Source organism: Flammeovirga yaeyamensis (genome assembly GCF_018736045.1).
GTDB classification, from domain to species: Bacteria; Bacteroidota; Bacteroidia; order Cytophagales; family Flammeovirgaceae; genus Flammeovirga; species Flammeovirga yaeyamensis.
The window spans coordinates 1,491,434-1,513,669 of the sequence record NZ_CP076132.1 but is presented as its reverse complement, the minus strand read 5'-3'; the positions used below and the strand labels follow the sequence as shown (position 1 = coordinate 1,513,669).

General features: G+C 34.8%; 23 protein-coding genes. 10 read left to right on the top strand and 13 right to left on the bottom strand.

Annotated features, from left to right (window positions below; all coding sequences use genetic code 11):
* The first annotated feature begins 102 nt into the window (after window positions 1-102).
* The gene (gene pulA, locus KMW28_RS05870; protein ID WP_169664200.1) at window positions 103-2,130 is read left to right on the top strand and encodes a type I pullulanase; all 2,028 of its coding nucleotides are present in this window, start codon (window positions 103-105) and stop codon (window positions 2,128-2,130) included.
* A 93-nt stretch (window positions 2,131-2,223) separates the two neighbouring features.
* Here pulA and KMW28_RS05865 read toward each other — a convergent pair whose 3' ends face one another.
* The 7 genes from KMW28_RS05865 to KMW28_RS05835 form a co-directional block, all read right to left on the bottom strand.
* On the bottom strand, window positions 2,224-2,709 hold the full coding sequence (locus KMW28_RS05865) for a flavodoxin family protein (protein ID WP_169664201.1): 486 nt from the start codon (window positions 2,707-2,709) through the stop codon (window positions 2,224-2,226).
* A 107-nt stretch (window positions 2,710-2,816) separates the two neighbouring features.
* Complete coding sequence (locus KMW28_RS05860) at window positions 2,817-3,275, bottom strand: ExbD/TolR family protein (RefSeq protein WP_066209375.1); 459 nt, start codon at window positions 3,273-3,275, stop codon at window positions 2,817-2,819.
* 60 nt (window positions 3,276-3,335) lie between these two features.
* Window positions 3,336-3,884 (bottom strand): ExbD/TolR family protein, encoded by a 549-nt coding sequence (locus KMW28_RS05855; protein WP_066209376.1) that lies wholly within the window; start codon window positions 3,882-3,884, stop codon window positions 3,336-3,338.
* Window positions 3,885-3,887: 3 nt separating this feature from the next.
* A complete protein-coding gene (locus tag KMW28_RS05850) occupies window positions 3,888-4,211 on the bottom strand; it encodes a hypothetical protein (RefSeq protein ID WP_215585810.1) in 324 nt (107 codons plus the stop codon).
* Window positions 4,212-4,299: 88 nt separating this feature from the next.
* Entirely contained in the window at window positions 4,300-5,124 is an 825-nt protein-coding gene (locus KMW28_RS05845; RefSeq protein ID WP_066209380.1) for a MotA/TolQ/ExbB proton channel family protein, read from the bottom strand.
* Between the two features lie 256 nt (window positions 5,125-5,380).
* Window positions 5,381-6,466, bottom strand: a complete 1,086-nt coding sequence (locus tag KMW28_RS05840; protein ID WP_066209382.1) for an asparaginase — start codon at window positions 6,464-6,466, stop codon at window positions 5,381-5,383.
* Between the two features lie 7 nt (window positions 6,467-6,473).
* Window positions 6,474-7,253 carry a TatD family hydrolase gene (locus tag KMW28_RS05835; RefSeq protein ID WP_169664203.1) on the bottom strand — a complete coding sequence of 260 codons (780 nt, stop codon included), beginning with the start codon at window positions 7,251-7,253 and terminating at the stop codon, window positions 6,474-6,476.
* A 148-nt stretch (window positions 7,254-7,401) separates the two neighbouring features.
* Here KMW28_RS05835 and KMW28_RS05830 point away from each other — a divergent pair, with 148 nt between their 5' ends.
* Window positions 7,402-8,268, top strand: a complete 867-nt coding sequence (locus KMW28_RS05830) for a DUF3108 domain-containing protein (RefSeq protein WP_169664204.1) — start codon at window positions 7,402-7,404, stop codon at window positions 8,266-8,268.
* Window positions 8,269-8,301: 33 nt separating this feature from the next.
* On the opposite strand, the gene KMW28_RS05825 is transcribed toward KMW28_RS05830, so the two are convergent.
* From KMW28_RS05825 to KMW28_RS05810, 4 genes are all read right to left on the bottom strand, one after another.
* A complete protein-coding gene (locus KMW28_RS05825) occupies window positions 8,302-8,817 on the bottom strand; it encodes a shikimate kinase (protein WP_169664205.1) in 516 nt (171 codons plus the stop codon).
* Window positions 8,818-8,820: 3 nt separating this feature from the next.
* Window positions 8,821-9,876, bottom strand: coding sequence for an ABC transporter permease (locus KMW28_RS05820; RefSeq protein WP_066209389.1), 1,056 nt, complete (start codon window positions 9,874-9,876; stop codon window positions 8,821-8,823).
* Window positions 9,877-9,878: 2 nt separating this feature from the next.
* Window positions 9,879-11,048, bottom strand: a complete 1,170-nt coding sequence (locus KMW28_RS05815) for a BT_3928 family protein (RefSeq protein ID WP_169664206.1) — start codon at window positions 11,046-11,048, stop codon at window positions 9,879-9,881.
* Window positions 11,049-11,160: 112 nt separating this feature from the next.
* The gene (locus tag KMW28_RS05810) at window positions 11,161-11,709 is read right to left on the bottom strand and encodes a DUF1599 domain-containing protein (RefSeq protein ID WP_169664207.1); all 549 of its coding nucleotides are present in this window, start codon (window positions 11,707-11,709) and stop codon (window positions 11,161-11,163) included.
* A 154-nt stretch (window positions 11,710-11,863) separates the two neighbouring features.
* Between KMW28_RS05810 and folP the strand changes: the two genes are divergently transcribed.
* The 3 genes from folP (at window position 11,864) to KMW28_RS05795 (ending at window position 14,905) form a co-directional block, all read left to right on the top strand.
* Window positions 11,864-12,712 (top strand): dihydropteroate synthase, encoded by an 849-nt coding sequence (gene folP / locus KMW28_RS05805; protein WP_169664208.1) that lies wholly within the window; start codon window positions 11,864-11,866, stop codon window positions 12,710-12,712.
* A 204-nt stretch (window positions 12,713-12,916) separates the two neighbouring features.
* Window positions 12,917-13,753 carry a diadenylate cyclase CdaA gene (gene cdaA / locus KMW28_RS05800; RefSeq protein ID WP_066209396.1) on the top strand — a complete coding sequence of 279 codons (837 nt, stop codon included), beginning with the start codon at window positions 12,917-12,919 and terminating at the stop codon, window positions 13,751-13,753.
* Window positions 13,754-14,017: 264 nt separating this feature from the next.
* On the top strand, window positions 14,018-14,905 hold the full coding sequence (locus KMW28_RS05795; protein WP_169664209.1) for a leucine-rich repeat domain-containing protein: 888 nt from the start codon (window positions 14,018-14,020) through the stop codon (window positions 14,903-14,905).
* A gap of 32 nt (window positions 14,906-14,937) precedes the next feature.
* Here KMW28_RS05795 and KMW28_RS05790 read toward each other — a convergent pair whose 3' ends face one another.
* On the bottom strand, window positions 14,938-15,780 hold the full coding sequence (locus tag KMW28_RS05790; RefSeq protein ID WP_066209398.1) for a PASTA domain-containing protein: 843 nt from the start codon (window positions 15,778-15,780) through the stop codon (window positions 14,938-14,940).
* Between the two features lie 6 nt (window positions 15,781-15,786).
* Entirely contained in the window at window positions 15,787-18,498 is a 2,712-nt protein-coding gene (locus KMW28_RS05785; protein WP_169664210.1) for a D-alanine--D-alanine ligase family protein, read from the bottom strand.
* Window positions 18,499-18,721: 223 nt separating this feature from the next.
* On the opposite strand from KMW28_RS05785, the gene KMW28_RS05780 reads away from it, so the two are divergent.
* From KMW28_RS05780 to KMW28_RS05760, 5 genes are all read left to right on the top strand, one after another.
* Complete coding sequence (locus tag KMW28_RS05780; protein WP_169664211.1) at window positions 18,722-19,444, top strand: hypothetical protein; 723 nt, start codon at window positions 18,722-18,724, stop codon at window positions 19,442-19,444.
* 41 nt (window positions 19,445-19,485) lie between these two features.
* Entirely contained in the window at window positions 19,486-20,469 is a 984-nt protein-coding gene (locus tag KMW28_RS05775; protein WP_169664212.1) for a M28 family peptidase, read from the top strand.
* Between the two features lie 12 nt (window positions 20,470-20,481).
* Window positions 20,482-20,889: a hypothetical protein gene (locus KMW28_RS05770; protein WP_169664213.1), complete on the top strand. Its 408-nt coding sequence runs from the start codon at window positions 20,482-20,484 to the stop codon at window positions 20,887-20,889.
* Between the two features lie 92 nt (window positions 20,890-20,981).
* Window positions 20,982-21,572 carry a glutathione peroxidase gene (locus KMW28_RS05765; RefSeq protein ID WP_066209408.1) on the top strand — a complete coding sequence of 197 codons (591 nt, stop codon included), beginning with the start codon at window positions 20,982-20,984 and terminating at the stop codon, window positions 21,570-21,572.
* A 72-nt stretch (window positions 21,573-21,644) separates the two neighbouring features.
* Window positions 21,645-22,235, top strand: a complete 591-nt coding sequence (locus KMW28_RS05760; RefSeq protein ID WP_169664214.1) for a methyltransferase domain-containing protein — start codon at window positions 21,645-21,647, stop codon at window positions 22,233-22,235.
* Window position 22,236: the final 1 nt, after the last annotated feature.

The following is a 22,236-nucleotide window of genomic DNA, read 5'->3' as shown; positions in this document are numbered from 1 at the left end:
TACTGAAATCAATTGTTATTTACCCTTTGTATAAAAAAGGAACATCAACATTGAATGAAAAGGATTCAATAATAAGCCTGAAAAATAATCTAGTCAATAAATATGAAAAGAAACAAATTCACAATTGCTGTTATCCTGTTTAGTTTAACTAGTATGCTATTTTCTTGTTCTCCATCTGAACAAGCGGATGGGCATAATGATTTTGACAAAAAAGTGTATAACAAATATCCAGCTTATAACGGTAAACTTGGCGTAGTTTACTCACCATCGAATACTACATTTAGAATGTGGTCTCCAATTGCCAAAACAGTTACTTTAAAATTTTACGATCAAGACTTAGAAGGTTCAGCAACTAAGACTGTTGAAATGAAGCCATCTGTGAAAGGAACTTGGTTTGCGAACATAGACGGCGATTTAAAAGGTAAATACTATACGTATCAAGTCACAACTGAAGAAAAAACGTTAGCAGAAACTCCAGGTACTTATGCAGTGGCAGTGGGTGCAAACGGTATGAGAGGACAGGTCGTTGATTTAGCTTCTACAGATCCTCAAGGTTGGGATCAAGATAAGCGTCCTGCTTTAAAGAACTTAACGGATGCAATCTTATATGAAATCCACGTAAGAGACATTTCTATTTCTGAAAACTCAGGCATCAAGAATAAAGGTAAGTTTATTGGACTTACAGAAACGGGTACAAAAAGCCCTAAGGGTGTAAAAACAGGTATTGATCATATAGAAGAACTAGGAGTTACTCACGTTCACTTATTACCTTCTTATGATTACAAGACAGTGGATGAAACTAAATTAGACATGCCTCAATACAACTGGGGTTACGATCCACAAAACTACAATGTTCCAGAAGGTTCTTATTCTACCAACCCACATGATGGTGCGGTTAGAATCAAGGAATTCAAAGAAATGGTTCAAGCACTTCACAAAAAAGGTATTCGTGTAGTTCTAGATGTTGTGTACAATCATACATTTAGTGGTGATGATTCTAACTTCTCATTAGAAGTTCCGGGTTACTACTACAGACAAAATAAAGAAGGTGGCTACTCAGACGCTTCTGCTTGTGGTAACGAAACCGCTTCTGATCGTGCAATGATGAGAAAATACATGGTGGAATCGGTATTGTACTGGGCGAAAGAATACCACTTAGACGGTTTCCGTTTCGACTTGATGGGTATTCATGATGTGACTACAATGAACGAAATCGCTAAAAGATTAAAAGAAGAAGTAGATCCATCGATCATTATTTATGGTGAGGGTTGGACGGCCAACGATTCTCCACTTCCTATTGATCAGAGAGCAATTAAAGCTAATACGCCAAAAATGAAGGGTGTGGCTGCATTCTCAGACGATATCCGTGATGCTTTAAAAGGATCTGTTTTCTATGATGATGAAATCGGATATGTTCAAGGGAGTACTAAATTGAACGATGCTATTAAATTCGGTATCGTAGGTTCTACGCAACACGATCAAATTGATTATAGCAAGATCAACTACTCTAAAGCTCCTTGGGCTCCTGAGCCAGATCAAACAGTTACTTATGTTTCTTGTCACGATAATCATACATTATACGACAAGCTGAAGGTATCTCAGCCAAAAGCTTCTGAAGCAGATATCAAGAAGATGCATAAATTAACTTCGGCCATCGTGTTAACTTCTCAAGGTATTCCTTTCATCCACTCAGGCGCTGAAATGATGCGTACTAAAGGCGGCGAGCACAACTCATACAACAAGCCGGACGCTGTAAACCGTTTGGATTACGATTGGAAAGTAGAGAATAAAGACGTCTTCCAATATTATCAAGGATTAATTGATGTTAGAAAAGCACATCCTGCGTTTAGAATGACATCAACAGAGATGATTCAAAAGCATCTGAAGTTTATTGATTTCAAAGACGATCACATCATCGGTTACACTATTTCAGGTCAGCCTAATGGTGAAACTTCCAATGACATTGTTGTTGTATTCAACTCGGGTAAGAAAGCGAAGAACATTGCTAAATTCATCGAAAAAGGAAATTGGAAAATTTTAGTTGATGGTAAGAAAGCGGATGCTAAAGGTATTAAATCAACTTCATCTCCAGTTGTTGATGCTGTTTCTGCTTTGGTTCTAGTAAAATAAATATTTCTTGATATCGATTTGATATCAAATTAAAAGGGAGCTGTATCATCAAGCTAGGCGTTAACACCTTGGTTGATGATACAACTCCCTTTTTTATTTCAAGTCTTTTATATCCTCCACAGTCAACTTTATTCCATTTTTGGAACTCACATAGACGCACCATTTAAACCTCATTCCTAAATAATCTGCAGAAGATTTAAAGGGTTTAAAAAAGTAATCGACCACATTCTCATCAGTACCTGTAGAAATCACCGACATGGTTTTTCCTCTAAGCAGCCTTCCTTTGTCTTTATGAATGATTAATCCATCCGTCAGGCGATCAAAAAACGTTTTCATAATGCCAGACATACTATACCAATAAACAGGTGTTGCAATGACTATATGATCATATTTCAATACTTCATCAAATACCTTGATAAAATCATCCTCCTGATTTTCGAATTGATAATCAAAAGGCAGGATAGAATATTGCTTTAAATCGATGATAGGATAATCGAACTTATCGGCAATCAATTTAGATAATTGATAGGTATAGCCAGATGAATTTGAGCTTCCCAGAAGGATAATTCCATTTTTCATAGCAAATAATAGATGATGAAGAGTGAGAAGAAAAATTACTGAATTTAGGACATAAAAAAAAGGTCAAACCTTTACGGCATGACCTTTTTAGAATTGACTTCAAAAAATTAGTCTAAACGTAATTTTTTGTTAGCTGCATAGTTCACTTTCAATGCATTCGCCTCTCTTAATTCTTGACGAACATCAGAAATGATACCCATTTTAGCTTCTTTGTCAATTTTTAATGACATAGTAATTTTATTACCATCCTCACCTAGTTTGTCTTTCTCAGAAATAACGTGTTGAACGATCTGATCTGTAGAGATAAGTACATCGTTCACCTGAATACGAGCTTCAGTACCGTTTTTCTTATCAGTTGGTTCACCGATATAGATGTAAGACACTAATGATTTCTTCTCAAGTTTTGTTAACTCAGATGCTTGTGGCAGAGAGTTCTTTACTAAAAGCTCAGACTCACGGAAAGTCGTTGCAATCATAAAGAAGAACAAAAGCATGAAAATAATATCTGGCAAGGCTGAAGTAGGGATGTCCTGCTTCGTTTTTGTTTTTTTCTTAAACGTTGCCATAGCAAAGTATTTTTAATAAACGCCACACCTTTGAATGTGGCGTTTTATGGAATACTAATTTTATATCTCAGTTGGTTCAGCATCTGATACTTTGTAAGGAATCAAATCCTTAGCTTTATCAAGCTTTTCCTTCTGAGCTGGTTTATCTTTATCCAGATTCTGGAAATCTTCTAAAGGCAACCCAACTGCTGCTGCACGCATTTCTGCATACGCAAGCTTTAATTCATCTACTACCGAGATGTACATATCATATGATGTACCACGGTCAGTTTTTAATGAAATAATTGCCTTTTCAGGTGACTCAGATGATTTGGAATCTTTTCCTTGGTTAAGAACGAATTTCTTTACCATTTCTCTCATGTGACCAAGATCGTTGATTTGCTCTTCTTGAGCCAAGATCATGTCTTGTGAGTTGATGATAATATTGAAAACGTTACGTTCTTTAACTTTCACATCTGTCTTTTCTGCCTTTGGAGGTAACATTACTGTTACACCCTTGTCAGATGCAATCGTTGTCGCCACCAAGAAGAAGATAAGTAAAAGGAAGGCGATATCCGCCATTGCACCACCATTGATTTCTGGTGCTTCTTTAGGCTTCTTCTTTAACATAGCTTATCCGAATGTTTTGACAATTCTTTGAATAAAATCGACTACAATAGCAACGATTGCAATACCGAACATGTAGTATGTCATATTTAATACGCCACCAATTCTCTGAGAGATTAGTGCATCAACATTAAATTTTGACATGTCTCTACCTGCGATAATTACTTCGCTATCTGCTAAAGATACGCCGATGAAATATAGTACTACCAAACCAGCAAGTGCAATAACTACAACGATAGCTGATTTAGGATCTGTTGCGATTGACATAATGAAACCTACTACAGTTAACACTAATGCCGCAATAATCAAAAATCCTGTGAAAGGTAGCAAATATTCTGTAAATATAGCTTCACCGTTCATAATTGTGTTTTTTCTAAAGTTCTACAAATACTATTTACTGTTTGTAAATAGGTGCTACTTATTTAGCAGCTACTTCGTGTTTTACTAACATATCGATTAATGATACAGAAGCATCTTCCATATCTAATACGATACCGTCGATAGTAGATACACAGTAGTTGTAGAAAATTTGAAGGATCACACCTACGATTAGACCTGCTACAGTTGTAAGAAGGGCTACTTTAATACCACCTGCTACAAGTGAAGGAGAGATATCACCAGCTGCTTCGATTGCGTCGAATGCACCGATCATACCGATTACCGTACCCATGAAACCTAACATTGGTGCCAATGCGATAAACAATGAGATCCAAGGTAATCCTCTTTCCAATTTACCCATTTCTACTGAACCGTAAGCAACAACTGATTTCTCAACCATGTCAACGCCTTCAGAAGCTCTCATCAAACCTTGTGTAAAGATTGAAGCTACTGGACCACGAGTTGCTTTAGTTACTTCTAATGCAGAATCAACACCACCTGAAGATAACGCCTCATCAACTTTAGCCATCAACTTCTTAGTATTAGTAGTTGATAAAGTTAATGTAATCACACGCTCAATAGCGATTGCTAAACCTAGGATAAGAGTAATCAATACTGCTCCCATAAATTCCCAACCACCTTCAATGAACTTTTGCTTCACTGCTTGTGTGTAAGTTGCCTCTTCAGCAACACCTTCTACATCGTCAGAAGAAACTTCAGTAACTGCTGAAACTTCTTCAACTGCTGCTACTTCTTCTGTTTCTGTAGCAGCCTCTTCTGTTGCTGCTTCATCTTGTGCAAATAACTGTGCTGTGTTGAATGTCAATGCACAGAAAAACATCAATAACGCGAATACTTTTTTCATAACTCTCTAACGTTCAGATCGTAATCTATCGGTAGATAAACTACGCACCGATACTGTAAAAATAAATTTGTTTGACTATCATCTGTAATCGTTGAGCAAGTTAATACTAATCTTTGAATTAGTATTCTTTTTGATAGTTTTTAACGACTACTGACTCGCAAATAAATGTATAATTAAATTTATATACAAGTGGAATTTTCGATTATAAATGCATAACTAACACTAATCACCTAAATAAATGTTATAGTTAGTTAATTTACAATGTGAGCTCACCTTTCAAAGGAATCCCAATCAGTTTTTTCACCCGATCAATATTATCATATTTTGAGAGCAAACACATTAATTTTGTGAGCGCTGCCTCTGTAGTCATGTCTTTTCCACTGAGCACACCAATGCGATTTAAGGCTGCACTTGTGGCATAATGCCCTTGCATAACTGTTCCTCCGTTACATTGAGATATATTAACAACGACCACGCCTTTTTTCACGGTTTCTTCCAAAAGATCTAAAAACCATTTTGTCGTTGGTGTATTACCAGAACCATAAGATTCCAATACCACACCTTTCAACCCTGGAGTATCCAACATTTGCTTTACGATAACCTCATTCATTCCAGGGAAAATCTTCAACAAAATCACATCAGATGTGATTTCTTTCATGGATTTAGCTGGACCAACAATAGGGTCTTTCCAAAATGCATCTCTTTTGTACTCTATAAAGATACCTGCTTCAGCTAATGAAGGATAATTATAAGTTCTAAATGCCGTAAAATTGAAATTTTGTGATTTCTTCGCTCGGTTCCCTCGAAGTAATTTACTATTAAAGCATATACATACTTCTTGCACCAACATTTCTCCAGATTCATGTCTTTCTGATGCAATCTCTAATGCCGACATCAAATTCTCTCGGGCATCTGTACGCTTCTCTCCAATGGGTAATTGAGAACCTGTTAGAATCACAGGCTTATGTACACCATCAATCATAAAACTCAATGCAGATGCAGTAAATGCCATTGTATCTGTTCCGTGTAATATGACAAACCCATCAAAATCATCATAAAACTCTTCTATGATTGTCCCCAATTGCACCCAATGTTTAGTGGTAATATCAGAGGAATCAATTAATGGATCTAATGATATAACTGTCAATTCGAAATCAAATGCTTTCAGTTCTGGTACAGCATCGATTATTTTCTCAAAATCGAAAGGTATTAAACTTCCCGTCTTCGGATCCCTATCCATACCAATAGTACCTCCAGTATATATTAATAGTATGGAAGTATCTGATGCATTCGGGCCGGTGGAATTAATATTTACAGTTTTAAAATAGGTTCTTTTGGTCATGTCTCTGCTATTTAGATAAGTACTCCTCTATTGAGAATAACTTATAGGCATTCTTGTCTGTAATTTCTTCAACTTCTGATCCTGATATTCCATAAAAGTCTGCAACTTTATCACAAACATAGTTGGTATATTCAGGCTGATTTCTTTTTCCTCTAAAAGGTTTAGGCGCTAAGTATGGACTATCCGTCTCCAAAACTAAGTGTTTGATATCAACGTGAGGGATCACTTTATCCAAACCTCCATTTTTAAATGTGGCAACTCCTCCAATTCCTAAATGGAAACCTAAATCGATTAGTTGTTTTGCTTCCTCTAGCGTTCCAGTAAAGCAATGTAAAACACCAAACAGACCGTCTGTTTTAATTTCTTCAAGTAACGAAATAGTCTCCGTCATGGCATCTCTTGCGTGAATCACTAAAGGCAATTGATGTTTCACAGCAAAATCGGCTTGAATTTTAAATGCTTCTATCTGCTGTTCTTTAAATGTTTTATCCCAATAAAGGTCCATTCCCATTTCTCCAACAGCAATAAACTTTCTTTTATTTAACCACTCCTCTACTATATATAGTTCTTTTTCGAACTCTGCATTAACATGACAAGGGTGTAAACCCATCATTGATAAACATTGTTGAGGGTATTTTTCTTCTAATTCTAACATGCCATCTATAGAGGTATGGTCTATGTTTGGCATCAAAATATGTTTGATCTTATTATTGAAAGCTTCGGATAAGATTTTGTCTATATCAGTCTTAAATTTGTCTGAATATATATGAGCGTGAGTATCAATCATGTTTTATAGTATTATTTTAGATTTGCAAATCTAATAGCTTCCTTTTAAACTGATAATGTAGTAAAATCTAATTTTTGCAATACTTATCGGTGATTTCCAAAATATTGGCTAATATTGAATTTAATTATTACGTTATTTATAGAATTCCATGAACATCGATAAAAATAATATAAAATTAACCTTATCATCATTTTATGTCATTTTAGGATTATCAACACTCCTAACAAGCAAAACATTCAGTCAGACTATTACAAACACTAGATACGAACAACCTCCTATCAAATCGGATATTGAATTTGAAAAAGGAGAAATGCTTACATATGTAGCTGGTTATGCGATGTTTGACGCTGGGCAAGCCGTTGTTAAATTAGACAAGAACACTCATGAGGTAAATGGACAGGAATGTTATAAAGTAGATGTAACAGGAAAAAGTATTGGTGTTTTTGGCTTCACTATGAAGATCCGTGATTTGTGGCAAAGTTACTTTAATACAGAAACGCTTTACCCGGCTCAATTCAATAGAGATATTCTTGAAGGATCTTATACACTAATAGAACAATTAGACTTTGACCAAGAAAATGGTAAAGTTGATGCGATGTGGCATAAAAAAGAAGATCCTCCAAAGAAGAATTACAAGGAATATGAAATGCAGCCAAACACTCATGATGTCATTTCTGGTTATTATTACCTAAGAACAATTGATTATGATCAATTAGTGAAAGGGGATACGATAACTATGAATGCTTTTTGGGAAAATGAAGGCTATGATTTCAACATCATTTATTTAGGTAAAGAGAAGGTGTATACGAAGTTTGGTAGAATAGAGTCATTTGTCATGTCTCCTATTATGCCAGAGAACCAACTTTTCTCAGGCACACATCCTATCAAATTTTGGGTATCTGATGATGTCAATAGAATACCACTAAAAATACAAGCTGAACTAATTGTAGGCGCTGTTAATGTTGATGTTGTGAAATACAAAGGACTTAAACAAAAACTAAAAAAGGCGAAATGATGATTTCGCCTTTGGTGTTTATTCCAAAATATACTATTTGATGTCCTTCAACCTATTTACTATTTCAATAGCAAGATCTTCTGGTGTTTTATCTTTAGCCTCGATATAGATTTGTGCCTTTTTATAATAAGGTAACCTATCTGACCGCTTATCATTAATGGATTGGAAAACTTCTTCTTCAGAAGATTGCGACAATAATGGTCGAGTACCATGTTGTCCCCAAACTCTTTCGGTCAATGCTTCTGCAGAAACATCTGTAAAGACGGTGATTCCTAAACCGTTTAACACCTCCATATTATCAAAAAAACAAGGTGCTCCCCCGCCTGTAGCAATAATGCTATTTTCCGGATGAAAGTTTTGAACGATTTGTTGTTCTACTTTTCTAAAGTATTCCTCTCCTTCTTTTTCAAATATTTCGGGAATAGATCTTTTTTCTTGATTTACGATTTCATCATCCATATCGTAAAAAGGCAGATCTAATTGTTCGGACAATGCTTTAGCGAGTGTCGATTTACCGCTTCCTGGCATCCCCACGAGATATATTCTCATATTCTAGTTTAGTCTAATTTTTGGATCAAGCGTAGCATAGATAATGTCTACAAAAATGTTGACCACAACAAATCCAAAAGCAATAAAGATGGTTGCCCCCATAACCACAGGCAGATCTAGATATTCTACTGCTTGAATGGTTTTAAAGCCCAACCCTTTCCACTTAAAAATATATTCAATAAAAAATGCTCCCGCTAACATCGATGCCAACCATCCTGAAACAGCTGTAATCACAGGGTTTAAAGCATTTCTTAATGTATGAACAATAATTACTCTTATTCTTCCAACTCCTTTTGCTTTGGCTGTTCTAACATAATCTTGCGACATCACATCCAACATAGAACTTCTTGTAAGTTGAACAATAATAGCCAACGGTCTTGTGGCTAAAGTGATGGCAGGAAGAATCAGATTTTCTAAATGTAATTGTCTACCATAAATGGGATCATTCATCCATAAAGAACCTGTCATAGGTAATCCTGTATATTCAGAAAGATAATATCCAAAAATCATAGCCATTAATATCGCTAGAACAAATGATGGCATTGATATAAATACAACCGATGAACTTACAATGATATGATCTATTTTGGTCCCGTAATTTAAAGCAGCCACTACTCCTAAAAATATACCCAAAGAAGAGGCGATAATAATAGCAGCAAGTGAAAGCCAAAATGTACCTGGTAAACTTTCGATAAGGATTTCATCAACTGGCTTGTTGGTTTGGAAAGATCTCCTTAAATAAGGGAATTTAAACACCAAAGCATGATCGCCCAATGGTATTAATTTAGTGTATCTATATTTTTTTTGATTTTTCTCTGTGTCTTTTTCGACAGATATCACAGATAAATCGCTAAGATAGTTTCCGTATTGTACGATTAAAGGTTCGTCTAAACCTAATTCTTTACGAATTAAATCTCTTGTTTCTAGATCGGCGTGTTGACCGGACATTAAGTCCACAGGGTCTCCGGGTAATGCATGAAACAAGCCAAAAACAACTGTTATCACTCCTATGATTACCAGAAATCCATAAAATAATCTATTAACAATAAATTGTAGCACGCTTACTCTTGATTTAACAATTGAGAAATTACTTCACTTTTTGGGGTATCATTATGATGCCACTTCCCTAAAATCGTCCCATCCTTTACCAACAAAATTCCAGGGTTAGAACGAACGACAGCTTTAAGTACTGTTGCATCTGCATAATAATGTGGAATAGACAAACGTACTTTTCTTTTGAAAGCATCAAAATCTGTCGCATCACTAGTAATAGCTAAAGCAGATACATCATCCGAAGAAACCCCTCTAATTAAATCATTGATAGGTTCCATCGTTTCAGGTTCAATTTCAGAAACATTTTGAATAATCACTAACAACTTCGTTCCTTTTGTTGTGATTTCTGTAAAATCTTCTCCTTGTTCATTAGAAATATAATAATCTGGAATCAAAGGCTGGCACTCAGCTTCGTTAATTGTCTCCATTCTTACCAATTTCCAAGAAGTATCTGTAGGATAATTTTCAAACATCTTCTCCTCTCCATCTTTTTCCATGTAATACACACTTACACATGGTTCTTGAGAGGTCATCATTTCTGATATATTATTACCAATTTTATATGGTCTAAAATCGATTGGTGGCAAATGTTGAATAGCATAATAGCACATACCAAAAGCAAACAATACCGCTACCCAAATAGAAATCTTTTTAAAGATGGAAGAATTTTCTTTTTGTAAAGACATCCCCCCTCCATAAGTACCATATGCTGAAACTCTTTTCTTACCAGGTAAAAGTTTCATTGATACCAACAACATCACTAGCAATACTAAATCCTTGGTGAATGATCCCCATGGAGTGAACTTTATCGCATCACCGAAACACCCACAGTCAGTAACTTTATCGAAAAAGGCCGAATAGAACGTTAAGAAACCAAAGAAAATGAGTAGTAACAGGGTTAACCTGTGCATCAATTTGGCTCTGTAATTTACCAATAATGCGACACCAAGAATAAATTCAAACGATGAGAACATTACAGAAAGAAATAGTTTCCATCCTATTAAATACAAAAAGAAGGACTCTAAAAACGGTAAGGTCGTAGAGACATCTTCTGCGAAGACATGGAAGTATTCTTCAAATTTGATAGCCGTCCCCATTGGATCAATAATTTTCACGAAACCTGATAACATGAAAATAATACCTATAGTAGATGCTAAAATTTTTTGTAAGGCTTTCATTTGATTTTGTTGTTGCTTGTGCTAGTCTAAATATGCAGTTGAAAAAATCCCCTAATTTCAAACGAAGTTCTATGTAAAAGAATTACAGAGAACTCTGCTTTAAATATATTAATTAAGATGCAAACCCCGAAAGAATTAAGGCAAAAATAGAATAATTAATCATATCCTGATAATTAGCATCTACTCCTTCCGACACAATAGTTTTACCATCGTTTCCTTCAATTTGTTTTACTCTTAGTAGTTTCATTAAAATAATGTCGGTAATTCCAGAAACACGCATCATTCTCCAAGCCTCTCCGTAATCATGATTTTTATTGAACATCAAATTCATTGTATTCGTTGCATGCTTATCGTAGTATCCCATTACCTCTTCCGCAGGAATCTCCATACGATCATCGTCCATCAATTCTAATTGCGTCAATGCCATCAAACAATAATTAATAATGGCTACAAATTCTCCGTTGATATCTTCATCAATTTTCTGCTCTCCTTTCTCTTGAATCGATCGGATACGCATCGCTTTGATATAGATTTGATCTGTAATGGAAGATAATCTTAAGATTCTCCATGCAGTACCATAATCAATCGTTTTTTTCTCAAATAAAGATCTGCATTCCGAAAGAACTGCTTTGAATTCTATTTCTGTTTTATTTTCTGACATTCTATATTTTTTAATGAAAGCACCTAGTAGTTTGATATGATCTAAAAAATATCAACTCTTTGATCAAAAAAATCTCCCCTTCGATGTCCTTCGACTATTTTTCAGCTAACTTTGATGTAAAGTTACCACTTACCGTTATTAGCACAAATATAAAATGAGTAAATCAAAAAATTTATCTATAAAAATTAAAGGAACGTTACTAGATTTTAATACTCCCAAGGTAATGGGGATCATTAACGCTACTCCTGACTCATTTTATAATCAAAGTCGTAAGCTTTTTGTGGATGATGCAATTCAGCAAGCTGAAAAAATGCTTCAAGACGGAGCAACTATACTTGATATCGGTGGCTACTCCTCTAGACCTGGAGCAGATCATGTAAATGAAAAGGAAGAATTGGAAAGAGTACTTCCTATTATTGATCAAATCTCTTCACAATTCCCAGAAGCTATCCTATCTATTGATACATTCAGAAGCGAAGTTGCTCGACAAAGTATTCAAGCTGGTGCAGGAATAATAAATGATATATCAGGAGGAAAATTAGACGCAAAAATGTATCAAACTGTGGCTGATCTTGACGTCCCCTACATCATGATGCACATGAGAGGAACTCCACAAACAATGCAAACGCTTACCGACTATCCAAATGGAGTGACCCACGAGGTGATGAAGTATTTTTCTGAAAGAAGAATCGAATTTATTAAAAGTGGTGCGGTAGATTTGATTATTGATCCCGGATTCGGTTTTGCTAAAACGTTAGATCAGAATTATGAATTACTTCGAGAGATGTCCACCCTACAAGCTTTGGCCTGCCCAATTTTAGTCGGAGTTTCTAGAAAATCGATGATTACCAAGAAGTTAAACATCGAAGCAAAAGATGCTTTGAATGGCACTACTGTAATTAATACCATAGCTTTACAGCAGGGTGGAAATATCCTAAGAGTGCATGATGTAAAAGAAGCTGCAGAATGTGTAAAACTATTTTCAGAAACCGTTCTTTTTTAGCAGAAAGAAATTATTTTTGTATTCTAGTAGCAAGGAGAATCTTTAACCCCCTGTTTTATAAGGAAAGTTTTAGTAAAAAACTTTCTAAAAATACTGTTTTGGTCTAATTTTTTAGTTAATTGAGAGTAATAGTATTTTTGGAAGAAACTTTAAGTTTTATCCCCTACGACCCTGTTTAATTTTTACTTTTCAAGTAGTCACTCAATGTTTTTATTCAGCTTTGGCTTTTTAGAAATTAATTTCGTTGATTTTCTCGATATACTTTTCGTATCGGTGCTGCTTTTTCATTTGTATAAATTAATAAAAGGGAGTGTTGCATTAAAGATTTTCGTTGGGGGATTATCTATTTACCTTACTTACTTAGTGGTGAAGGCTACCGATATGGAGTTGCTTTCCGAAATACTAAGTCAGTTTATTGATGTTGGGGTGATTGCAGCCATTATTCTATTCCAACAAGAAATCAGAAAGTTTCTTCTTCTTATCGGGAAATCCACCGATTTCAAAAACTTCCCTTTATTTCAACTTTTCAAAACGAAAGGCAAAGGATCTACCATCAATTTAGATATTCCTTCTATTATTGATGCGATGAAAGACATGAGTAGTACCAACACAGGTGCTCTTATCGTTATTTCTAAAGACAGCGATTTATCTTTCTATGCTGAAACGGGCGATTATGTAGATGCAAAAATCTCCAAAAGGATGTTGCTCTCTATTTTCTTCAAAAACTCACCTATGCACGACGGCGCTTGTTTGATTTACAACAATCGAATCGAAGCTGCCCGTTGTATCTTACCAGTATCTGAAAACCCGAATATCCCTGCCACTATGGGACTTCGCCACCGTGCCGGTATTGGTATGACTGAAAACACTAATGCAATTGTTCTCATTGTATCTGAAGAAACAGGTCAGATGTCTTATATTCAAGGAGGAGTGATTAACCATAATATCTCAGCTATTGAATTAAGAGGTAAGATTAGGAGATATATGACGGATGATGAGGAAGAAGTGGTTGCTACTGGGCAGGTAGCAGGTAGCAGGTAGCAGATAGAAAGTTAACGCTCGTTTTAACTAAGAAACTAAGAACTAAGGAACTAAGTGGGAAGATCTATTTAGTTTGAAAGAGCATCAAAAGCTCAAGGTTTTATCCAAAGGGTGATTTTTTTGAGGTAAGAAGTAAGAGGCAAAAAGTAATAGATTTGGATGATGCAAATAAGATGTTTCACTTTAATATTATTGGCCACAACACCCTAGAACTATTTGATGTTAACTTCGGTTATTATTATGTACCCGATTTAGCTATTCATCATGAAAATATCAATTAAAGCAACTATCTCCCTCATTTCCTTTTTTATTCTATTTAGTGCATTTCACAATCCATTCAATAACGATCCAAATAAGTATTTAAATCAAGGAAAAAGTTATTATCATCAGAAACAATATATTAAGGCTATTGGTGAGTTTACTATGGCTCTTAGTATTCAGGATAATCTAGCTGAAGCCTATTATTATAGAGGTCTCAGTAAAGATTTGCATGGTAAAGAAAATGGTTATTATAATCCCGATTTTTGTTATGATTTGATTTCTGCAATGAAATATGGTTTTCCCAATGCCATTAAACAATTGTATGAACGCGGTCTTTTTGAAGCAGTTCAACTAAATTATACTGTGGATAATCCTGAAAGTGTCTTATGTGTTGAGTTAGTGAATCATCAAATTTCTTCTTTTCCAGAATCAATTGATAAAATGACACAGTTAATATCCATCAACTTAAATAACAACAAAATAAAAGCAATTGATACTGATTTCTGTACTCATCACCCCAACCTTATAGCCTTAAATTTAAGTCAGAATTATATAGAAAAAGTACCTGAAGAACTCGATGAATTACAGTATTTATACGAGCTTAACTTGAGTCAGAATAAAATTAAAGAACTTCCTCACAGTATATATAAATTAACTCACCTGTCTAAACTTAATTTAAGAGGAAATCATATTTCACATATTAGTCATCAGATTTCTGAGCTAAAAAGCTTAAAAGTATTAAACCTTTCTTTGAATCAACTGACAAAAATTCCTAAAGAGTTTTACGATATGAAAAACTTGGAGACGTTAGATTTATCTGGTAATCTTATTCCTGATAAAGAGATTGAAAAATTAAAACTGGAATTAGGAAGTACACATATTATCCATTAAAAAAGGGAATCTTTCGATTCCCTTTTTTCTAATTAATTCTTACCAGAATATTGAGATACCCACAGCTCAATAGTTCTACCGTATCTTATTTTTGGCTTAATGCCTTCTTCATCTTCTTCTGCAGAAGGATATTGTTTTACAACTGTTCCAGGTTGTAATTCTGAAGCCACATAGTGAGTGGTTCCTTTACCCAAACCTTGACCAAACAAAACGAATTCCGCATCTCCTTCTGTCATCCCCACAAGATTAGGCACATCTGTTTGAGATTTACCTAAACCATCTCCAACCACAATATCTACTTTTCCACCTCTATGTACTTTTCTAGAAGTGATAATTTTCTTTCTCAACTTTCTATCGTACTTCTGTACAAGCTGACCTTGATATCTAACCTCTAAGATACCTTGATAACGGTCTTCTACCCTTGTAATTTTACCAGGCTTCACACCAATTGTTCTCATTTTCTCAGCAGCATTCTTTAAAGAAGAAGTCAAGATATCATCTAACTTCACTAATTCTGCTTGAGAGGGGTTTAACGTAAGGTAGATATTTCTATTATCTTTCACTTTGTCTCCAGCTTTAGGCGTTTGTGCCAAAACTGTAAGATATGGAAGATCGGGATTATAGTTTACAGGTGCAGAATCAAATACTGTGTAACGTAATCCAGCAGACTCTAACCTTTTAATAGCATCTTCAAAAGATAAGCTATCTACATTAGGCACTGTCACTGTTTCTCCGTGTTTAGTTGCTACACTTAGATATCCTTCGAAGAATATCCACATACTCAATAAACCTGCAAAAAGTATTAAAACGATATTAATAAGTAGAGCCGAAGGTGACTCTCCAAAAATCAGTTTTTTAATTTTATTTGTATCCATAGTTATCTATCTGCTAAGCTTAGCTTCAGTTCTTTGTCTTCCGTATTCTAGAATATTATCAATAAAGTCGTAAGGTTTGTAACCGTTAATTGCCGCTTGATGGAAAATACAAGTAGCAGGAGTCATTCCCGGAAGCGAATTTACTTCAATAATAATTGTTTCTACTCTCTTCTCCTCTTTCCAGATTCTCACAAAAGCATCGATTCTACAATACCCTTGTACATTTAGGATTTTGGCAACATTCTCCAAGTCTTTTCTTACTGCATCAGAAATCCATTTTTGCTCATCAGCATCAGGAGAAAATCTTGGAGGAGTAATGTTCTGCCCTTCTCCTGCTAAGAATTTTTCTTCAAGCGATAAAATTTCACCACTTGCTAAAGCCTCGGATGGTTCAAACACTTCGTATGTACGAGTGCCATCTTCATGCCACTTTGTTAACATACCACCAGTGATCTCTAAGAAATGATCCGCATCTTTCGCACTGATCAACTCCTCAATTAAGATTTTCTGCTTACTTGGGAATTCCTCATTTTTATCAAGATGTAATTTATTTCTTAAATCTTCAGCTACCTCTTCTTCATTTCTGAACATAGCTTCAGCAAAGAATTCTAATGTATTTCTATTCTTCACCATCACCACTGCAGAAGAACAGCCATCATCGGCAGGCTTAGCGATAAGTGGATAATTAAATTTAGATTCCACTTCATCGATCGCTGCTTTAGCATCATTTTGCCAAACTGCTTTTTGCAACAACATATGTTCAGCCACAAACACTTCTTTTTCACCAAGAATTTCTGTAGTGGCAAATTTATCAATTGTAATTTCAGAGCTATCTACATCAGAACCATTGTAAGGAATACCTTTTTCGTTCAGATGTTTCTGTACAGCTCCATCTTCACCTGGACGACCATGTAAAGCAATAAATACTGCATCTACTCTATCCTTTAAAGTATCATAATTTAAAGGCTTAGGATCAAAACAGGCTCCTGCAGCATATTTATCTGTAATTTTTGATGCTTTTTGAATCGCTTCCGTCAATACTTCATGCTTCTCTCCCGATAATGCTTGTTCAATCTTTAATTTGATATCATCCGCATTATCTTTCAACATGATGTTGATCGGTAGTTCATAGATCTCGTGATGCTCATTACTTCCTGTCAAGAAAATAGGAATCGCCTCATATTTATGTGATGAAGCCAACTTCTCATAGATGTTTCTACCACTTTCTACAGAAATGTGACGTTCCGAAGAGTAACCTCCCATAATCACACCCACTCTTCTTTTTTGTTGATCGTCTGATGACAACTGAGCAATCTGCTGATCCAACTCTTTTAATAGCGGTTTAGTCACCACAGTATTCTTACCCGAGCGAATTCTACAAGCCAAAGATGTTCTGATGATGAACGTAAGGAATTGAGATGGATTTAGTCCAATTTCAGCTGCCTGATGGAAGAAGAATGATGAAGGCATCATACCTGAAGTCGTATTCGGATCATTTAAAAATACCTCACCGCTTTCAGTAACGAATCCATCAATTCTAGCATATACATCAAATTGTAGTTTGGTGTACAACTCTTCACATTTCGATTGGATTTCTCTCACCTTTTCTATAGGAAGATCAATTGGTGTCACTTTTCTACTCATACCAGGAAGGTATTTAGATCGGTAATCAAATACTCCCTCGTTACCACGAACAATTTCTGTAGGAGGCAATGCCAAAGGTTGAGTATCTTCATCTTCCACAACAATACAAGAGAATTCTCTTCCCTTCACATGTTGCTCAATCAATAGACGTTCTTCAGCGTCCAATGATTGATAACTCACCATATCATTCCCTTTTTCTTCCAATTCAGAAGTGAGGTGATCATATAGTTCTTTTGGATTGTAAAGTATCTTTTCGCTATCTCCGTTTACGTAAACAGGAAGACCGATACCCAATCGCACATCGACAAAATCATGAACAAAACGCATTTTATCTTCATCAGATAAAGAAGTCCATTGTTCATGTTTTATCTCATCTATAAATAATGACTTTTTAGCTGCCGCTTGGAAAGCTTCAACGCTATCCTCTTTCACAATACTCACCCCTAAAGAAGAACCTTGTCTTGGTGCTTTCACTACCAATGGCATTCCTAAAGCTTCCTTTAATGAAGTAAAAGTTGTTGCTACTTGATCTTCGGTTAAATCGTTGGCATCGATTACTCTATAATCTGGTGTAACCAAACCAAGATCAGAGAATAATTTCTTCTGAGTAATCTTGTCAATACCAATTGCAGAAGACAACACACCTGCACCTGAATAAGGAATACCGTACCACTCCAATAAACCTTGAAGGTTACCATCCTCTCCGTACGGGCCGTGTAATGCCAAGAAAGCAAAATCAAATAACTGACCGAAATCGTCGGGCTTAACACGTTGCCCAACCAAACTAGCCATTTCATTTAATTGTTCTTCCGATAAATTACCTAGAGATTCCACATACATTTGGAAACCCGATAAATTAGTAGGAACACTTGGTACTGGTGGGTAAAAATCACGTACAGTACCTTTATATACAAAACTCCAATCTAAATGAATGAAGTTACCTAAACTATCAACAAATATTGGAACAGGCTCGAACAATTGTTTGTCTAAGTTATCATAAACTGTTCTACCTCCTGCAAATGAGATTTCACGTTCTCGTGAAATACCTCCGAAAAAAATTCCTATTTTCATCATGACCAACAAATTTAGTAAAAAGGAGATAAGTTTTTAGTGGTGTAATTAGATTATTTAGAGTTTTTTACCAACAATCTAGAAAGATGATTTAATGAAGCATTACTTTTACAAACACTCTCTCATATTCTCCTCAATTTTAAAGGGAAATATGAAAAAACTCGAAACTAAGTAATTCTAATATTTGTTGATTACTTTAGCTAATTCAAAATAGAACCAACCATTTATGAGGCACCTTTTTTCTATTATAATACTGTTATTGACATCCTTCTCTTTATCGGCACAAACCACCGAGTTTTTTGATTCCTTTATAGAGTATATGGAAAAAAACTCTGATGCCAGTGTATTTAAAGAATCATATAAGTTCAATAAAGTCTATGAAATAGTAGAAACTAAAGGAGCCGAGATTCATCAGTTCTTTATTTATACCTTTGATGATGCTCCTTATTTTGGAGTGGCACAAAAAAGAAACTCCAAAGAAATGATGGTATTTGATATTGAATCAAAAAATATCATCACCTTTTGTTTAGTGAATAATGAGCCCTACGCTATCTGCGGACCTTTCTCCTATTTTAGTCAGTTTGCTCCTACTAAAGAAGAATATGATTTCAAAAAACAAGAAACTACAGATCATAAAAAACATTTCAGAGCAGATAGCGACTCCATTACTTTAGACATTTATCTATCTAAAGAAAAAGATTTTAATAATCTACCTTTTAACGCCGCATTTTGGATGATCATCGAAGAAACAACTACTTACGATCTTCCTATTTTAGAAAAAGGTGGTCTAACAGAACTGAAGAAAACAACTACAGAAGAAAAACTTATTCACCATGCATTAGCACATCATCCTTCGAAAATTGATAAAACACTCTCTTTTGAAGGTAGAAAAATAATGGATTTTGGTGTTTTCACAGAAAAAATAAAATATGAAGAAAAAAATGATTAAATTCTTATCTAGAAAACCATTAAAGCATTACTAAACATTACATGATAGTCACCCTAACCATTATTATCACCGTACTTTTCTTTCTATTTTTTCTTTTGGTTCGATCAATTTACCAACCTGTCGGTAACATTGTATTCAACCAAAGTCAGGCTAAAAACATAAATGCACAAGCATCACAATTAGAAAAACATGTCACTGCTTTATGTTCTACTACTGGATATAGAAATTATCAGAATAAAGTCGCTCAAGCAGAAGCGTTGGGTTACATCAGTAACTCATTAAAAGAATTTGGCTATGAAACCCACGAACAAAAATTTGAGGCTGTAGGGGAAGAATATGTAAATATTATTGCTTTTTATGGAAACCCTAATGCTCCAAGAATTGTTATAGGGGCACACTATGATAGTTTTGGCGATCAACATGGAGCTGATGACAATGCAAGTGGAATTGCAGGTGTTTTAGAAATTGCAAGATTATTACAAGAACATCAACCTGCTTTAAACTATTGCATAGAACTTGTTGCTTATGCTAATGAAGAAAGACCTTTCTTTACAACAAAAGACATGGGTAGCTATGTACACGCCGCTCATAATTTTGATAAAAAAGTAGACACCAAGTTAATGATATGTCTAGAAATGATTGGTTATTTCGATGAAACAGATGGTTCTCAAAGCTATCCGATAAAAGGTTTGGACCTATTGTACCCCAAAGCTGCAGATTTTATTGCACTCGTGGGAGACATGAATAACCATGCTACAGTCAAGAAATTTAAAACATTAATGAAAGAAGTTTGTAATACAAGTGTCTATTCTATAAATGCACCTTCAAGTGTTAAAGGCTTGTCCAATAGCGATCATCGCAATTATTGGCACTTTAAACAGAATGCTCTTATGATTACAGATACTTCTTTTTTTAGAAACCCTCATTACCATCAAAAATCTGATTTACCAGAGACGCTCAATTTTGAAAAAATGGCAGAAATTTTGAAAGGTAGTTATAATGCAATTGTAAATATTACGCTTTAACCAGTACAACCCATGGATTTTATTGAAATTTACAGAAGTGATTTCCAAACGATATCTTTTAATGAATCTTTTAAGATTATAAAATCTTCTTGGAATACTCCAATTAATTTATCCGAGAAAATTTATAGAAATGAATTAACTACCTATTTGGATAAACTTATTGAGAAGAGACCTGAAAAGGTATTAGTCGATGCAATCAAAGCCTATTACCAAATGCTTCCAGAAACCCAAAACTGGTTTCACGAACGTAGCTCAAAGGTTCATAATGAGGTAAATATGCAGAAAATGGCCTGGATTGTATCTGTCGATGTCTTTTCTCAGATGACATTTGACCAAGCCGTTGAAAACCTAAATGAGGACGTTGGATTTCAATTAAAATACTTCGACAACGTAACAGAAGCAGAAAATTGGATTAACTAATTCTTGGATTAGTTATATTCATTATATATATTTGAAATTATTAACACAAACACTTTATTCTATTATTGACTATTAAAAGAACTAGCAAGTATATGAAAAAATTATTTACACTAATCGTAGTGACTTCAATAGCTTTATTAGCCTGTACAAAAGTTCACAAAACTAATCCTGAAACTTCATCTATGGATGACTTCAGAAAAAGAGAGTCTGCTTTCTACTCTTTTAAGATGAAAAAGTTGAATGGTGAAGTACTCGATTTTCAAACTTTGAAAGGTAAAAAGATCTTGATTGTAAATACTGCATCTAAATGTGGATATACTCCTCAATATGAAGCATTACAAGAATTACATGAAAAATATGGCGAAAGCTTAGTCGTACTTGGTTTCCCTTGCAATCAATTTGGTGGACAAGAACCTGGTTCTAGCGAAGACATTGCTTCTTTTTGTAAACTTAACTACGGAGTAACTTTTACAATGATGGAAAAAATCAATGTAAAAAAAGGAGATGACCAATCGCCTTTATACAGATGGTTATCTGATCCTAAGGAAAATGGTTGGAACGACGAAGCACCATCTTGGAACTTCTGTAAATATTACATCGACGACAAAGGAGAATTAAAAGATTTCTTTAATTCTAACATTAAGCCTATGGACGAAGAAGTAATTAAAGCGATATCAAAATAAATATCATTTGATTAAATGATTAAAGGTTGTTTCATGATTAATGGAGCAACCTTTTATTTTTAAAGAAATACTATGAATAAAAAAGAATTCTGGGATAATAAATATCTAAATAATAAAACAGGTTGGGATATCGGATACGCTAGCACTCCTTTAGTAAAGTATTTCGATCAAATTTCTGATAAAGATCTCTTCATTCTTATTCCTGGCGTTGGAAATGGCTATGAACTAGAATATTTATGGAAAGCAGGATTTAAGAATGTTTATGCCATAGATTTCTCAGAAAAACCAATAAAAAACTTTTTAGATAGGAATCCTGACTTCCCTGAAAAACAAATTATTTGTAATGATTTCTTTGAATGGTCAATTAGCATAAAATTTGATCTAATAATTGAGCAGACCTTTTTCTGTGCTATACCTCCTGCTTTAAGGAAACAATATGTTAAGCAAACTTATCGTTTATTGAGTGAGCAAGGGAAAATTAGTGGCTTAATGTTTACGTTTCCACTAACAGAAAGTGGTCCTCCATTTGGTGGCTCAATCGAAGAATACCAAGGTTTATTCAGAGAAAAGTTCACCATAAGGAAAATGGAAGAATGTTATAACAGCATCCCTCCTAGACAAGGTAATGAGTTATTTGTCATCCTTGAGAAAAAAATTGATTAAA

Coding starts and splice junctions, on each gene's coding strand:
- KMW28_RS05865 (WP_169664201.1), bottom strand. CDS start 2,709: ATGAAAAATGGAATTATCCTTCTGGGAAGCTCAAATTCATCTGGCTAT.
- KMW28_RS05790 (WP_066209398.1), bottom strand. CDS start 15,780: ATGGATACAAATAAAATTAAAAAACTGATTTTTGGAGAGTCACCTTCG.
- KMW28_RS05855 (WP_066209376.1), bottom strand. CDS start 3,884: ATGTTAAAGAAGAAGCCTAAAGAAGCACCAGAAATCAATGGTGGTGCA.
- KMW28_RS05810 (WP_169664207.1), bottom strand. CDS start 11,709: ATGTCAGAAAATAAAACAGAAATAGAATTCAAAGCAGTTCTTTCGGAA.
- KMW28_RS05860 (WP_066209375.1), bottom strand. CDS start 3,275: ATGGCAACGTTTAAGAAAAAAACAAAAACGAAGCAGGACATCCCTACT.
- KMW28_RS05835 (WP_169664203.1), bottom strand. CDS start 7,253: ATGATTGATACTCACGCTCATATATATTCAGACAAATTTAAGACTGAT.
- pulA (WP_169664200.1), top strand. CDS start 103: ATGAAAAGAAACAAATTCACAATTGCTGTTATCCTGTTTAGTTTAACT.
- KMW28_RS05765 (WP_066209408.1), top strand. CDS start 20,982: ATGAAAAAATTATTTACACTAATCGTAGTGACTTCAATAGCTTTATTA.
- KMW28_RS05840 (WP_066209382.1), bottom strand. CDS start 6,466: ATGACCAAAAGAACCTATTTTAAAACTGTAAATATTAATTCCACCGGC.
- KMW28_RS05780 (WP_169664211.1), top strand. CDS start 18,722: ATGAGGCACCTTTTTTCTATTATAATACTGTTATTGACATCCTTCTCT.
- KMW28_RS05770 (WP_169664213.1), top strand. CDS start 20,482: ATGGATTTTATTGAAATTTACAGAAGTGATTTCCAAACGATATCTTTT.
- KMW28_RS05830 (WP_169664204.1), top strand. CDS start 7,402: ATGAACATCGATAAAAATAATATAAAATTAACCTTATCATCATTTTAT.
- KMW28_RS05815 (WP_169664206.1), bottom strand. CDS start 11,048: ATGAAAGCCTTACAAAAAATTTTAGCATCTACTATAGGTATTATTTTC.
- KMW28_RS05760 (WP_169664214.1), top strand. CDS start 21,645: ATGAATAAAAAAGAATTCTGGGATAATAAATATCTAAATAATAAAACA.
- KMW28_RS05795 (WP_169664209.1), top strand. CDS start 14,018: ATGAAAATATCAATTAAAGCAACTATCTCCCTCATTTCCTTTTTTATT.
- KMW28_RS05825 (WP_169664205.1), bottom strand. CDS start 8,817: ATGAGAATATATCTCGTGGGGATGCCAGGAAGCGGTAAATCGACACTC.
- KMW28_RS05845 (WP_066209380.1), bottom strand. CDS start 5,124: ATGAAAAAAGTATTCGCGTTATTGATGTTTTTCTGTGCATTGACATTC.
- cdaA (WP_066209396.1), top strand. CDS start 12,917: ATGTTTTTATTCAGCTTTGGCTTTTTAGAAATTAATTTCGTTGATTTT.
- folP (WP_169664208.1), top strand. CDS start 11,864: ATGAGTAAATCAAAAAATTTATCTATAAAAATTAAAGGAACGTTACTA.
- KMW28_RS05785 (WP_169664210.1), bottom strand. CDS start 18,498: ATGATGAAAATAGGAATTTTTTTCGGAGGTATTTCACGAGAACGTGAA.
- KMW28_RS05775 (WP_169664212.1), top strand. CDS start 19,486: ATGATAGTCACCCTAACCATTATTATCACCGTACTTTTCTTTCTATTT.